This window comes from Methylococcus mesophilus, assembly GCF_026247885.1.
Classification (GTDB): Bacteria; Pseudomonadota; Gammaproteobacteria; order Methylococcales; family Methylococcaceae; genus Methylococcus; species Methylococcus mesophilus.
In genome coordinates, this window is sequence record NZ_CP110921.1 from 795,156 (window position 1) to 808,117 (window position 12,962).

The 12,962-nt window shown below is 57.2% G+C and carries 9 protein-coding genes; 1 reads left to right on the top strand and 8 read right to left on the bottom strand.

Translation table 11 applies throughout. The features are described from left to right. Window positions 1-173: 173 nt before the first annotated feature. The 8 genes from OOT43_RS03665 to OOT43_RS03700 all read right to left on the bottom strand — a co-directional run bounded on the left by OOT43_RS03665 (window position 174) and on the right by OOT43_RS03700 (window position 11,057). Window positions 174-587 (bottom strand): hypothetical protein, encoded by a 414-nt coding sequence (locus OOT43_RS03665; protein WP_266023352.1) that lies wholly within the window; start codon window positions 585-587, stop codon window positions 174-176. A gap of 221 nt (window positions 588-808) precedes the next feature. After that, complete coding sequence (locus OOT43_RS03670) at window positions 809-3,910, bottom strand: hypothetical protein (RefSeq protein WP_266023353.1); 3,102 nt, start codon at window positions 3,908-3,910, stop codon at window positions 809-811. Window positions 3,911-4,223: 313 nt separating this feature from the next. Beyond that, window positions 4,224-7,850, bottom strand: coding sequence for a hypothetical protein (locus tag OOT43_RS03675; protein ID WP_266023354.1), 3,627 nt, complete (start codon window positions 7,848-7,850; stop codon window positions 4,224-4,226). 256 nt (window positions 7,851-8,106) lie between these two features. Then, the gene (locus tag OOT43_RS03680) at window positions 8,107-8,874 is read right to left on the bottom strand and encodes a helix-turn-helix domain-containing protein (protein WP_266023355.1); all 768 of its coding nucleotides are present in this window, start codon (window positions 8,872-8,874) and stop codon (window positions 8,107-8,109) included. Between the two features lie 70 nt (window positions 8,875-8,944). Continuing rightward, the gene (locus OOT43_RS03685) at window positions 8,945-9,157 is read right to left on the bottom strand and encodes an FmdB family zinc ribbon protein (protein WP_266023356.1); all 213 of its coding nucleotides are present in this window, start codon (window positions 9,155-9,157) and stop codon (window positions 8,945-8,947) included. 13 nt (window positions 9,158-9,170) lie between these two features. Continuing rightward, window positions 9,171-9,593 (bottom strand): protoporphyrinogen oxidase HemJ, encoded by a 423-nt coding sequence (gene hemJ / locus OOT43_RS03690; RefSeq protein ID WP_266023357.1) that lies wholly within the window; start codon window positions 9,591-9,593, stop codon window positions 9,171-9,173. 4 nt (window positions 9,594-9,597) lie between these two features. Next, window positions 9,598-10,062 carry a TlpA disulfide reductase family protein gene (locus OOT43_RS03695; RefSeq protein ID WP_266023359.1) on the bottom strand — a complete coding sequence of 155 codons (465 nt, stop codon included), beginning with the start codon at window positions 10,060-10,062 and terminating at the stop codon, window positions 9,598-9,600. A 68-nt stretch (window positions 10,063-10,130) separates the two neighbouring features. Further along, complete coding sequence (locus tag OOT43_RS03700) at window positions 10,131-11,057, bottom strand: Tim44 domain-containing protein (RefSeq protein WP_266023360.1); 927 nt, start codon at window positions 11,055-11,057, stop codon at window positions 10,131-10,133. Between the two features lie 198 nt (window positions 11,058-11,255). Here OOT43_RS03700 and OOT43_RS03705 point away from each other — a divergent pair, with 198 nt between their 5' ends. Then, entirely contained in the window at window positions 11,256-12,956 is a 1,701-nt protein-coding gene (locus OOT43_RS03705) for a phospholipase C (protein WP_266023361.1), read from the top strand. Window positions 12,957-12,962: the final 6 nt, after the last annotated feature.

Here is a 12,962-nt window from a genome sequence, read left to right on the forward strand (position 1 = left end):
AAAGGGGGGCATATTGGCACCCCCCCACGAAATAGCCAGTAATATTACTCCTGGCCTCTTGGTCCTTCTATGGAAAGGCATTTCCGCCACCGGCGAGCGGCGTCGGAATAGGCTCATTCACCTCTGCTCATATGAGTCTGCGAAACCAAGAACATCATATCTGATGATATCTGTTACTTGAGAATGAGCTTGTTCGAAACGCGGTGACTGGTGCCGGCAATGACGCCATCCCCTGAGGTCAGAATATAGGTCATGCTATCGCCGTTGGGGCTGACATAGATGTTATAGACGCTGCCGGAGTTATAGGTAACGGTGCCATGACAATCCTCGCCAATTACATAGGTCGCGGTATCGCCTGCATTCGCACGGCCCAAGCTATCGGTATATGTATTGACGACGTTACCAGCGCCATTATAGGACTCCATACCGCTTTCGGCATACGGATTGCCAACATAATAGCCCTGAGTCGAATAGCTATAGGTGCCTTTGAGGGTCTTGACCGAGCAGTACTCCTTGCCGGCTGCCTCCATAGAAACAGCCAGGGTCAAGACGGAAACACTTGTGCATAACATCAATTTGGTTTTCATAGTCTTCTCTCTGCAAATATTATAATTTTTGGTGTCGTATTCTCAATCTCCGCGCGCCGCTGTGCGCGCTACGTCTACCTCACGGAAAGCGCCGTGGCTTGATGCTGAGCAACGTACTCCCATCAAACCACGACATCATTACAGCGTATCCCTTTGTGTCTGAGCGTTATGGCATGATGCCCGGGACGAGCCTTTATATCCTCACGACTCGTCCGGCATCCTCACGGAGCAGGGCTGTTGGTGTAATCATATTTCAGCGGACCCGCCTGAGGCTTTGGAACCTTATTCGAGTGGATATTGATAACAACCACCTCCATATGTACTTTACCGGAAGGCACATCCGACAATTTGATGTCGCAATAATTCCTCGGATTATGATCGCCTCCTTGGTTACAGACTCCCTGGAACGCAAGGTTTAAGGACAGGCGGTAGTCCATGTCCGTTGCCTTCTTTCCGTCACCCGTGACAGCGTCGTCCCAACTCACGTGTAGCTTTTTCTCCCCTCCATTGGTGATGACCTCTGCCCTGATCCTAGCCGTCTCAGGAAAGAAAAGTGCGTCCGGGTCGGGTCCATCTTTCGGCGGCTGAGCGACGGAGACATTGACCCGCGGCATATTCACATAGTCGAGTCCCATGTATACCACGTCGCGTGCCAACGGGGCGCCGGCCCAAACGGCCGAGACGTTCACGTTGTTGCAAAAGCCGGAGACACCGAAATAAGGGCTGGATTTTTCCTTGCAATACTGCAGGTCTTTTGCATTCAGATCCGATGTCACCGGGGGCTTACCGCTAGGCTGCTTTCCGGTCGGGAAACCCCACAGCGTGGTCCAGTCCGTCACCTTCGACCCTGTGTAAATATCGATGATACCGGTCTTCTTTTCCGGCGCCATGCTCAACTTCAGTTCGTCGCCAAATTTATCCTTCGCTACGATTTCGCACGGCAGATAGCCTTTTGTGTTGTCGTACGCCAGGGGAAGCGTCTGGGCCCCCGGACCCCGTATCGGGACCTGATGGCCGCAAGTCGTCAGGCTGACCCAGTTATTAGCCTGCGGAACATCTGCTTTCTTCAGGGCGATCTGATCGTACAGTCGCGCTTCGCCGGCGGGCCAGCCCGTGTCCACGTCGAAGTTCAAGATTCCGATAGCCTGTTCGTTGACTGCATCGACGTTCAAGGCCTGAGGGGGGAACACGTCCGCCGGCTTCTTGAGGAAAACGCGGTCGATCAAATCCTGATAGGTGTGGTTCTTGCCCTTGCTGTTCTCCTTTTCCTGGGCCGCCAGAGCTTCCAGATCGGACTTCGTGGTCAGCGGATTGGTCAGCTGCCACCCACCGTTGGCGTCGTGTCCCAGCACGGCCAGCTTATCGCCCTCCCTGAGCAGGAACGGACGCTTGCCATGGTTCTCGGCGATCTGCTCCAGCTTGGCCTTTATGCCCTCGATGCTGGTACCGGTATCCAGCCAAGCCAGGCTGAACTGATCCCTGTTATACCCCCAGGTCACTGTGTATTGCTGGTAAGGGTCGTAAGGGCGCTTGTTCTCCAGTGCGGTAACGCCGCCGGCATCGATGGTGAAGCCGGACGCCGCGTCACGGAAATTGCCGTATTTGTCGTCGATCGAGAACGCATAGGACACCGAGCCTATCCCGTCCTTTACGTTATGTACCAAGCGAGTATAGGGGTTCAGATTGAACTGGCTCTCGTACGGCGCCGCAAACGTCAAGAACGGATCAAACTGCCACTGCTGGACGTCCGCCTTGGGAACGCTCGGATTATTGGGATCGTAGGGATCATTTGGGTCAAAGGCCACTCCACGCAGAATGGCTTGCACCCGCCCTGGCAGGTCGCCGCCGAGAACTTTTGAATCGTAACCTACAATCTGATGGATGATGCAGGCGTTCTTGCTATTTTCGTCCGTAGGGACTTGTTTATGTACCCCGTCATATCCACATTTCGCCCACACTTTTGCCTTATTGGGGTCGAATCCATCGACAGGGTCATTCAGGAAATGATCCCAAACAACTTTGACGCTTTCTCGAAATTTATCGCAGAAATTCTGATGCCTGAAAGTGCACGCCTGAACGGCCTTCTTGCTGTCGAATTTGCAAACATTATCGGGCCACTGCAGCTTTTCCAAATTCGTCTTGTCCGCGCAAAAACCCGGGTTGTCCTTCTGCTTTACCCAGAACATCCAACGATCGACATAGGGCTGAACTTGACTTGGATTGCAGAAAATCAGCCTTTGCTTATCGCATCCTTCCATCCCGGTAATAAAATAACCTTTATCCTGCACATAGTCAGTCCCGGTATAGTAAATAGTCGAATTAGCTCGTGTCAGCGTCATATCTACACTGTTATAGCCACCGGGAAAATGCGGGATGATGGTGTTCCCACCGTTCTTACCCAATTCCTTCGGCAACAGATCGCTGAAGGTATTTATTTCCTTCTTCGGAGAATTAAAATATTGGCTCGTGTAAGCCGCGAATACGGGCCATACCTTTTTCCTTCCACCGTGGCCGTCCGGCTCGGTAAGAAAACCATCGATCCGCTTCTTGAATTGACCCAGATCATTGACGCCATTTGTCGTGACGGTCGCGGCGGAGCCGCCCATGTAGCCCGTAGCGCCATGATTGGCGACGGAGCCGGCCACGGGAATATACAATTCGTCGACCATGGACACGTCGATATCCGCCATCGGATCGCCGGTATCCATATTTTGATCTGAGGCGTTGTCCGCGTCGAAGGTAAATTCAGCCAACTGTGCAGGCGCATCGACAGAATAGCTGGCGTCGGCCGTGCCCGTCTTGCAGGCGCCCTTCGCCGCTTCGCTATCAGCGTTACTATCGCCCTTATAACAGTCGACAGCCTCTGAGGGGTGTGTCGGGTCGTTAAAATTGGTGACTACTGTTTTCTGTAATGGGTCAAAATTGACTATATTGGCCTCGTACGCTGTTAGAGCCACGGGGAAAACATAGACACGCCCGCTCTGATACCAGCAGTTCTTGTCGACCTTCTTCCCGTCGACATTCACTTGCTTTTGCTCGCGCGGAATCCAGACGGTGATTTTCTTGCCGATGGGCAGCCCTTCCGTTTTCGCGTCATAGTTAATGATAATCCGCCTAACTGGATTAACTGCAGGTTTCGCGCCATCGCAAATATCGGCGGGAACCTGGATGACAGGATAGACCGTAAATGGAAAATCGTTCTGGAACGTGATATAGCGATTGTACTTGTCGTCCGCCTTCTTGGCTTCCGCCGGCGGAACCGCCAGCGACAGCAGGCACAAGGCGGGGACCGCCAAGCGCAGATAGCTTATTAGCTGCTTCATTGTTCTCATCTCCTCAATAGACAATGCGTCGTAAAACTGACCGACTCCACTTCTTTTTACCTTTCGTATCTTGCCCCCTACAGTGCGCCCTATTCTATAGGCACGCCCCTTGACACCTTTTTTTGGCACCATGGATCGTGATTAGTTCCCGACTTCCGCACTTACGGCCCCTACGGCTCTATCGCCCCAAGGCCAAAAATTTGCCGAAGATATACCGCATGCGCGGGCAGTGAACATCCTCTATTCAGAGGTGCCCGGGAGTCTTGGGCTCGACGGCCCAGCTCGGCCGCGCTCAGGCTGGTGCACCTCCCATTCATCTGCAAAGGACGTTGAAGCTGGTCTTCGCCCTGATGTTCCGATCCGGCACCGTCGCGTATAGCACCGTCTTGCCGCACCGGCTGGGGGTGTATGGTACTGCGACGCTGATCCGTTCGTTAGCGGGCAGGTGGGAAATTTGGTCGATGTCGAAAGGCGAATCCGCTTCTTCCGGCCCCTTGTTGCCGGGGTTGTAGTCGTAGAACTGCACCGCTGTCATTTGTGGCACGGGAACATCGAGGTTTTTCAAGACCAACTCGACGGTGACCGTCTCGCCCTCAACCACATTGTGCCGAGGCGTTACTCGGAATTTGAGTACCCGCGTCTTGTCGCGAGGTTTCTGACCGCCGGGTTGCGATGGCGTCCCCTTCGGAGGCGGGATCTGGAAGACATGGAACGCATGCTTGTACAGCCCCACGTTGTTGCTATGGTTTTCAATCGGTACGTCTTGGATGGAGCTGAGTGCGCCCGGAGCGGCAGCTCCGCTCAAGCCGTGGTCCGTCACCTCGCCCACCTTCTGCCCGAAGCCGTCCTCCATCCACACCAGCACCCAGAAGACGATATCCTTGTTCGCGTAGGGACTTGGGTCGAATTGGGTCTCCGCCATGATCCAATTGAACTCGTTGCTCGGCGACCGGCCGAACCCGGGAATGGGAGAATAAGCCTTCTCGTCAATCAGAAAACTCTGCCCGGACGGCGTGTTGGTGGCGATATTCCAGAGTTGGCCGTAAAAGCGCACTTTGACCTCGCTACCCGCCGGCATATTGGCCAAACTGTAGTTGTAGACCCGAGCATGAAGCCGGACAGCTTCTCCCTCCGTCAGTTGCGACATCTGGGACGAAGTATCGCTGTTCGCGGCGGGGGTCACGTAGAAGCCCCGCATCCAGTGGAACGGACTCAGCCACACGTCCGACGGTTTGGCATCGTTGAAAACCGCGCAGGATTTCCCCAAGCAAGCCAGACTGCCATCGGCCTTGTCGACGATGCGCCAACGGGAAGGATGGTTCAAGGCCACGTCGGGCAAGGCATACGCTTCACGCTGCCACCATGCCCCGCCTTGTGCCACATCCACGGAGAAGGCGACCTGCAAAGGGCCGGCGGTCTGGATTTCACCGTTCGGGGTACCGAAATCGGGCCAGTTCCGATCCCGCTTCCGACCCAGTACATAGGGTTGGACGTCGTAGCGATACAGGTTCGGATCGGCGAACAAACCCGGCTTCTTGATGCCGATGCCGGCGGACTGGCTCAGTGTTGTGGAATCCGTGTTCGCCGACTTGCTTGCCCCGTCGTAAGAAAAGCCAACGTCAAATTCGCCTTCGGCATGCACTACCGTTTTATAGGTCTTTCCCTTCATGCCGACCGACCAGTCCCCCGAAAAACTATTGCCCGTGCTCACGGTATGATCCCGGTTTTCACCCCGGTCCCAGCGGAAGTTCTGCTCTACCGCGATATCGTCGGTAGCAAACGCAACGGGTGAGGTGGCCGTCAGCGGATCGATGTCCGGGTAAAGCTGCTGCAGCTGCTCATAGTCGTAGGGGTACGAAAACACATTGCCCGGTTCCGTGACGGGCTGAAACCATTCCAGGTTATTACTGGCCAGCAGCCGGCGGTTGACTCGATCATCGGCTACGAAATGCACGAACACAGGTCCTTTCTCGCCTTCGCCGCAATCGGGCTTGGAGGCGGGGCAGGCGCTGCGGCCCAGTACAGGATAAACGTACACGTTGCGGCGGCGTTCCGTGTACAAGACCAAATCGCTGAAACCTGTCTGTGACGTGACATCGATGCTTTGTTTGTCCAGACGGCCAGTGTTCCAGTCCTCCAGGTTATCGAGCTTCTCCTTCATCGAGGTTTTCAAGGTAGCGCCCATAGTATTATCTTTATCTATTCCACCTCCCAGATACAGGCTCCCCTTGGCATAGATCGACCAAGTAACACCAAAGCTGCTTTTGCTGGCGGCCGATACGGTTTTGCTGCTCTCCGCCCGGAATTTTGTGAAGTAATCGCTGGGAGCCGCACTAAGGTTCACAACTGTGGGATTGCCGCCGCTGGCTGGCGTCACCCAGTCCACATGCATAGGCGGACTCTGCAAAGCGATCTGAACTTCAGATTGGCTGTTGGTGAGCTTGGTCGGTACCCCCAGACGCAACGAACGGCCCTGGAAATCTCCCGCGACCAGCTTGCCCGAGTAGCTATCTACGACATGAGGTTCATCATATTGCGAATTGAGCGTCATCTTGTATTGTTGATTCGGATCGATGGAAACGATACCCACCTGAAGTCCTGCGACATCCGTACCGCACCTTGGCCTCCAAGCCAAAGCAACCTGAAGATTCAGGTCCTGCTCTTCGGGTTGCGCCGGCCGCCTGCGGTCGAAACGCCCTAATGCGAAATCCGAAAAGCACTGCGCCGCCAACCCCAAATTAGCCGATTCTCTGATATTCAGATTTCCGTCAAACGTGAGCAACCGCAGCGAGCTATATCGCGCAACCGTCTGCCCCAATGTTCCCACCCAAGCCATCGCCTGATCGTACTCGGCTCGCCCATTCAGGCGACCACTTTTGAGTATTACACTGATACCGGCCTCCTTGCCCAAATAGTTCTCGCCTCCCCGGATAAACGCATTATACGAGTCCAATTTGATGTCATAAGCGATCACGCGCGCATCCCCACTGCCCGTCACATAGGCAACGGCAAGCTGATCTGCATCGGTTCTGCCGTATCGCCCAACAGCCGCCGAGAGCGATGTCACCTGATCTTCCTTTCTTGCAAGACTGAGCCAATCAGTAACTACAATCTTGGACTGCAAACTTGTTGGAGCAATATTTTGATACGTGATCCGGAGCATATCTTTCTTCTCCGCCGCCGGTTCTATCATAGCGATCACTCTGGACCGCCGGCCGTTTTGCCCCTGAGTTTCAAAAACGGCAAATGCGTGTGGCCACGAATGCTTGTTGCTGTCCAGTCGCCCAAGCTTGATCCATTTAAGGCCCGTCTTCATGTCGTTGACATCCTTTGCGGTAGCGAGATACGTATCGCCAAACGCCGTATGCATGACCAGCTCATCAAAGCCGTCATAATTGAAATCGGCCATCCACGCAAAATCGACCTCACTCCACCCATTCTCCAAAGGCACCCGCTCGATCAGCGCTGTTTGCGGGCCTTTTATCGGATCCATCAAAAACAAGTCCAACTCCTCTGGCCTGGCATTGGACCGGGCTCGAGGGGCGATGCCCGCAACAACGTCATTTGACAGATTGAACATCCGCCCGGCCGCCAGCGCGGACATATATCCCGATGGAGCTCGGTCAGATACTTTCCATGGACTCCTAATCTCTTTATCGGAATCAGCGTCCCAACGGGCGAAGGGCTCGCCTACAATCGCCGAATTGGCAGTCGTAAAAATTTTCCATTCCGCAAGGCATTGGCCTGGGCAATCGACGCCGAAGTACGCAAGGTCGTCATTGCGAAAAAGGTATTGATTACCGCCAAATACATCGTTTACCGCGCTGAGATCTGGATTGGAAAAAGCCAAGGAACTGCTTAACAGGCCTCCCCATAAGATAAGTCCAAGGCCCTTCTTAACCGCATGTTTCAGAACATAGGTATCGATTGTTGCGTTCATCTCGCCGCTCCCAGAGTGCTACAGATATTATTTTCACGTGCGCATAGCAAACTCAGTTTTTACTTGCCAAGCCGCCTTTATCTTTGAAACATTACTGCCCTGAAATGACAACGCCTATGCGGTCAGCCGCGTGAATCTTTACACTTTTGTTAAGGTTTGAAGCTCTGCCAACCGATGCCGCCAGACCCAAGCGGCGCGGGATATTAACCACATTCTGGCCATGGGAACAGTCTCTGTTCAGAGACAGTTCCCGTCGTCAGCGACCCAGCCACAAGGCCGCGAGGCCGGTCCGCCCCTTAACGCCGAATTTTCGGTAGAGGCGGGTGGCGTAGGTATGAACTGTGGCAGGCGTGAGGCCGAGGCGTTCGGCGATCTCGGCCTCGGAAGTGCCGCTGAGCAACGCACTGAGCAGCCGTCGCTCGGCGGGGGTGAGGGGCTGGGAAGCGATCAGCAAACCGTGATGCAGAGCCACCTGCCGGTGGAACCATTTCAGCGGCCGGCCGGCCCGCTCCAGCGCGGTACGTTCGATGTCCCCGAATAAAGAAGCCTCTGGACCGATGCGCTCGAAGCCGAACCAGGATTCCATATCGCTGTTGACCGGGGTCGCGATATAGCAGACGTCGCGGATGCCGAAAGGCTTGAACAGGTTGCGATAGAACTCGCTGTCGTACCAGCCGGGCGGCACGATCTCGTGCTGGATGCTGACGCGGAAGCGGCCGGCATGGCGCAGATTGGCGATGATGCTGGGGTCGATGTCACCCCGGTCGAGACGGCGGCAATGCTCCGCATAGGCGGCATCCCGCTCGGGGCGAGGGTGAAGATAGCGAATCGCGCAGGCCCGCCAGCCGCCGATCGGATCGTCCCGACAGTCCAGCCGCACCGCGCCGAACCAGCACTCCTGCTGCGCGCCGATAATCTCGCACAATGAGGCCATGGCATAGTCGAGCGCCTCATTGACACGAGTCGGCCCGAATTCAGCGAGCCCGTCCCACAGGTCGTGAATCTGCTGTTGTTGCGACGCCATGCGTACCGGAGAGGAAGCCCCCCGGCACCGTCCCGCCCCGGAACCGGCTAGAGGACGGACCTGAACGGAGTCAGTGCTTGCAGCCGCAGCCGCCCATGCCACAGCCGTGGCCGGCTGCCGGCGGCGAGGAATGGCTCGATCCGCCATGTACGGCAGGTGCCGACAGCTTCTTGGTCACCGCCTCGGAACCGCAGTGCGGACAGGCGGGCGGCGGATCGCTGATTTTCTGCATCACGGTGAAATCCCGGCTGCAGGACTGGCAGGCATAGTCGTAGGTAGGCATTCGATGCTTCTCGTCAGAAGGGTTTCAAGCTTGCGAGCAGGACGATGGCGAAAAGAAACAATACCGGGACTTCATTGACCCAGCGGTAGAACAAATGGCTGCGCGTATTGCGGTCTTCGGCGAAATCCCGCAGCCATTGCCAGCAGAGGAAATGGTAGCCGACGAGAAGTGCGATGAGCGTCAGCTTGACGTGCAGCCACCCGCTGCCGCCGTACAGCGCCCCGGCGTAGTCGACCAGCATCCAGATGCCGAACAGGAGAGTCAGGAGCATCGCCGGCGTCATGATTCCCCAGAACAGTTTTCTTTCCATGATCTTGAATCGGGCGATGCCCACCGCATCAGAGGTCATGGTGTGGTAGACGAACAGCCGCGGCAGATAGAACAGACCGGCGAACCACGTCACCATGAAGATCAGGTGAAAAGCTTTCAGCCACATGCGCTCATCCCTCCCGGAGCAGCTTGTCTATCACTTCCCGCAATTCGCGGAAATCGGGTTTGCCGAGGCGCGTTGCGACGACCGCTCCGTCGCCGTCCAACAGATAGCAATTCGGCACCAGTTCGACCCTGAGCGCACCGGCCAGTTCGCCCAACGGATCGAGCGCAACGGGAAACGGCCAGCCTTCCTTCCCGGCGAGGGACAATACGCGGCTCGGCAGATCGTAAGGCATCGCCACCGCTGCCATCCGCAGGCCGCGCTCCTCGTAATCCCGGAACAGCGCGGCGAATTCCGGCATTTCTTCCAGGCAACTGCGACAATTGCTGGCCCAGAACGCCAGCAGGACGGGACGGCCACGCCAGTCCCCCAGTTTCACCCTCTGTCCCTTGACAGTGGTGAAGCCCAGGGCCGGAGACAGACCTCCGCCCTCGAGATGTCCGTAGCCAAGCCAGATTACAGGCGCGAGCAAGCCTGCGGCGGCAAGGAGCCGGGCGAACCACCCCCACGCGCTCCTACCGCGGCGGACTGGGGCGGCTTTCAGGCCTCGACCTGCTGAATGCCGTCCAGGAACCAGGTCGGCTGGCGGCTCGAACGCGACCTTACGAAATGCCATACCTCGTGAACCACTGCCGCTTCTTCGGCCGGCGATTCGCGCAGTGTGACGTCGAACAGCACGGCGACTTCACGCTCGTCGCCGCGGTCGCTGACCTCCAGGATCTCCGCATCGACCCGCAGCAGTTCTGTGCGGTGAGGCTCGGCAGATGCCCGCAACTGGTCCTGCAACTCGGCAAACACCTTGTCGGTCGCGAGGGCCCGCAGGGTCCCCAGGTCGCGCTCGTCCCAAGCCGCCTGAAGCTGGCGGTAAGCGGCTTTGGCGCCATTCAGAAAACCGGCTGCGTCGAAATCGGCCGGCTGGGTCCGCTCCGGCTGTGCTCCTCCGCGACGAGACAACAGATCGGTATCGAATGCAGGACGTCCCGAAGCAGGCTTCACGCCCGCGGCAGGTTCCGAATGCGGGTAATAGCCGGCTCCTGCCGCGGGCTGGGGCTGGCTCCTGCGCGCGGCCAGCAGCCGGTAGAGGAAATAGCCGACACCGGCAAATAGCAGGATGTCCAGAAAATTCAGATGCTCGAAAGCGCCGCCGAACAGCATGGCACCCAGCAGTCCGCCCAGCGCCAGACCGCCGAGCATGCCCATCAGGCCGCCGCGGCGGGAATAGGCCTCGCGCGCCGCCTGGTTGCGCTGGCTCGCGGCACTGGCCGGCTGGCTGGGCTGGTAACCCGGCCGCTGCGTTTGCGAGAAGGAATTTCCGTCGGTCGAGCGCCGATAGGGTTCGCTGTATGACGGCCTGCTCCCGAAAGAACTTCCCCCGCCCAGGCGTTTGGCGAACGCATCGCTCATGCTGGAAAACAGCAGCGCCGTGACGAGCGCGGTACTCAGTGCGAATCCAAAAATCTTTTTCATATGGCCCTCAAGCCTCAACGTCATCGCCGGTGTTATAGGGGAAGCACCGGCCAATTACAACTCCCCCTGTCACAGCTCCGCACTGTCCCGAGCGCGTAATGTGCAGCGATTAGCCTGTCCGTTGCCGTGTCGAAAGCGACCGGCAAGCCGCCGCTCGCGGCTGAAACCGCCATAAAACCCGCACAGGAGCCGATGTTCATGCGAGTCGCACAAAAGGTGTCCCTGGCCGCCGCCCTCGTCGCGGCCGGCTTCGGTCCCGTTACGGCCAACGCCCATACCGACAGCGAAATCCGGAAAATCAAACGTTTCGTCATCATCTACCAGGAAAACCACAGCTTCGACAATCTGTACGGCGGGTGGGAAGGCGTCAACGGACGTACGCCGGCCAACTATGTTCCGCAGGTCAGCCAAGCCGGCGAGCGTTACGCCTGCCTGTTACAAAACGACCCGAACCTGACTTCGCCGACGCCGCTCCCGGTCACCTGCACCGATCCGGTCAACCAGATCGAAAGCGCGTTCACCAACGCCGAATTCCCGATCGACACCTACGTTCCGGCTACGGCCTCGACCTGCACCGGCGGCATCTCCCAGGGCGACAGCTATAACGGCGGCTGCACCGAGGACATGGTGCATCGCTTCTATCAGCACCAATATCAATTGAATGGCGGCGCGATGAACCGATACGTGACCGGCAGCGATGGCGTCGGTCTGACCATGGGCTATTACGATACGAAACAGCTTCCAATTTACCGTTACCTGCACCAGGACGGCCATCCCAGGTACGCCGTTCTCGATAATTTCTTTCAAGCTGCATTCGGTGGCTCATTCCTGAACCAGCAATGGCTGATCGCGGCCAATACGCCGATCTGGCCCAACGCGGTGAATGACGGCAGTGAAAAGGATCTCCACGCGGTGGTCGACGTCAACGGCATGCCTACCAGCTATCCGCTCTATACCTCCCCCGCAACCTACGCACTCTATGACAATCCGTTGTCCGTTTCTTGCGATCCCCCGGCCGGACGAGGCCCCACCCCTCCAAATGTCGTGTGCGGCGACTACGCGGTCAACGACCTGCCCATGCCGAGCAATCAACCCTACCAACCGGGCACTCCAGACTATATGAAATTGCCGCTGCAAACCGCGCCGACAATCGGCGACCGGCTGAGCGCGGCGGGTGTCAGTTGGGCTTGGTATTCGGGGGGATGGTCAAACGCCAACGGCGACATCGGCGCGCCCGGCTGGACCAACGGACACGGCCCCCATTGTGCCGATCCTCATGTAATCCAGGGCGCTGCTTTCCCGAACTGTGCGGACACTTGGTTTCAATTTCACCACCAAGCCTTCAACTACTTTGCCAATTTCAGCGCCCAGACCAAAGCCGGCCGGAAAAACCGCAAGGCTCATTTGAGGGACGAAATCGAGTTCATCGACTTGGCTCAGACTTCCAAGAAAAAGTGCAAGCTGAAGAGAGTGAGCTTTGTCAAAGCCCTGGGCGAGAGCAACGAACACCCAGGCTATAGCAGCGAACCCCTAGGAAGCGACCACCTGGTCATGCTGCTCGACGCCATCGAAAGCAGCGCCTGCGCGAAGGACACCATGGTCATCGTGACCTATGACGAATTCGGCGGCCAGTACGACCACGTTCAGCCACCGGGCCAAGGCAACGACAACGGGCCACACGATCGGTGGGGACCGGGCAACCGCATTCCCGCTCTGGTGCTATCGCCGCTGCTGTCTCAGCATTTCTCGGTCGACAACACGCAGTACGATACCACCTCGATCATGGCTACTCTGGAAGCGCGCTATGGGTTGGCCCCGGTCGCCACGCGCGACGCGGAAGTGAACAATCTGTTCTCGGTGTTCAACGCCGCCACCGCCAAAACAGCGATGAAGCACTGAACTGCT

Bases quoted from the DNA above. Each gene is read 5' to 3' on its own strand.
- OOT43_RS03665 (WP_266023352.1), bottom strand. From the start codon at position 587: ATGAAAACCAAATTGATGTTATGCACAAGTGTTTCCGTCTTGACCCTG.
- OOT43_RS03670 (WP_266023353.1), bottom strand. From the start codon at position 3,910: ATGAAGCAGCTAATAAGCTATCTGCGCTTGGCGGTCCCCGCCTTGTGC.
- OOT43_RS03675 (WP_266023354.1), bottom strand. From the start codon at position 7,850: ATGAACGCAACAATCGATACCTATGTTCTGAAACATGCGGTTAAGAAG.
- OOT43_RS03680 (WP_266023355.1), bottom strand. From the start codon at position 8,874: ATGGCGTCGCAACAACAGCAGATTCACGACCTGTGGGACGGGCTCGCT.
- OOT43_RS03685 (WP_266023356.1), bottom strand. From the start codon at position 9,157: ATGCCTACCTACGACTATGCCTGCCAGTCCTGCAGCCGGGATTTCACC.
- hemJ (WP_266023357.1), bottom strand. From the start codon at position 9,593: ATGTGGCTGAAAGCTTTTCACCTGATCTTCATGGTGACGTGGTTCGCC.
- OOT43_RS03700 (WP_266023360.1), bottom strand. From the start codon at position 11,057: ATGAAAAAGATTTTTGGATTCGCACTGAGTACCGCGCTCGTCACGGCG.
- OOT43_RS03705 (WP_266023361.1), top strand. From the start codon at position 11,256: ATGCGAGTCGCACAAAAGGTGTCCCTGGCCGCCGCCCTCGTCGCGGCC.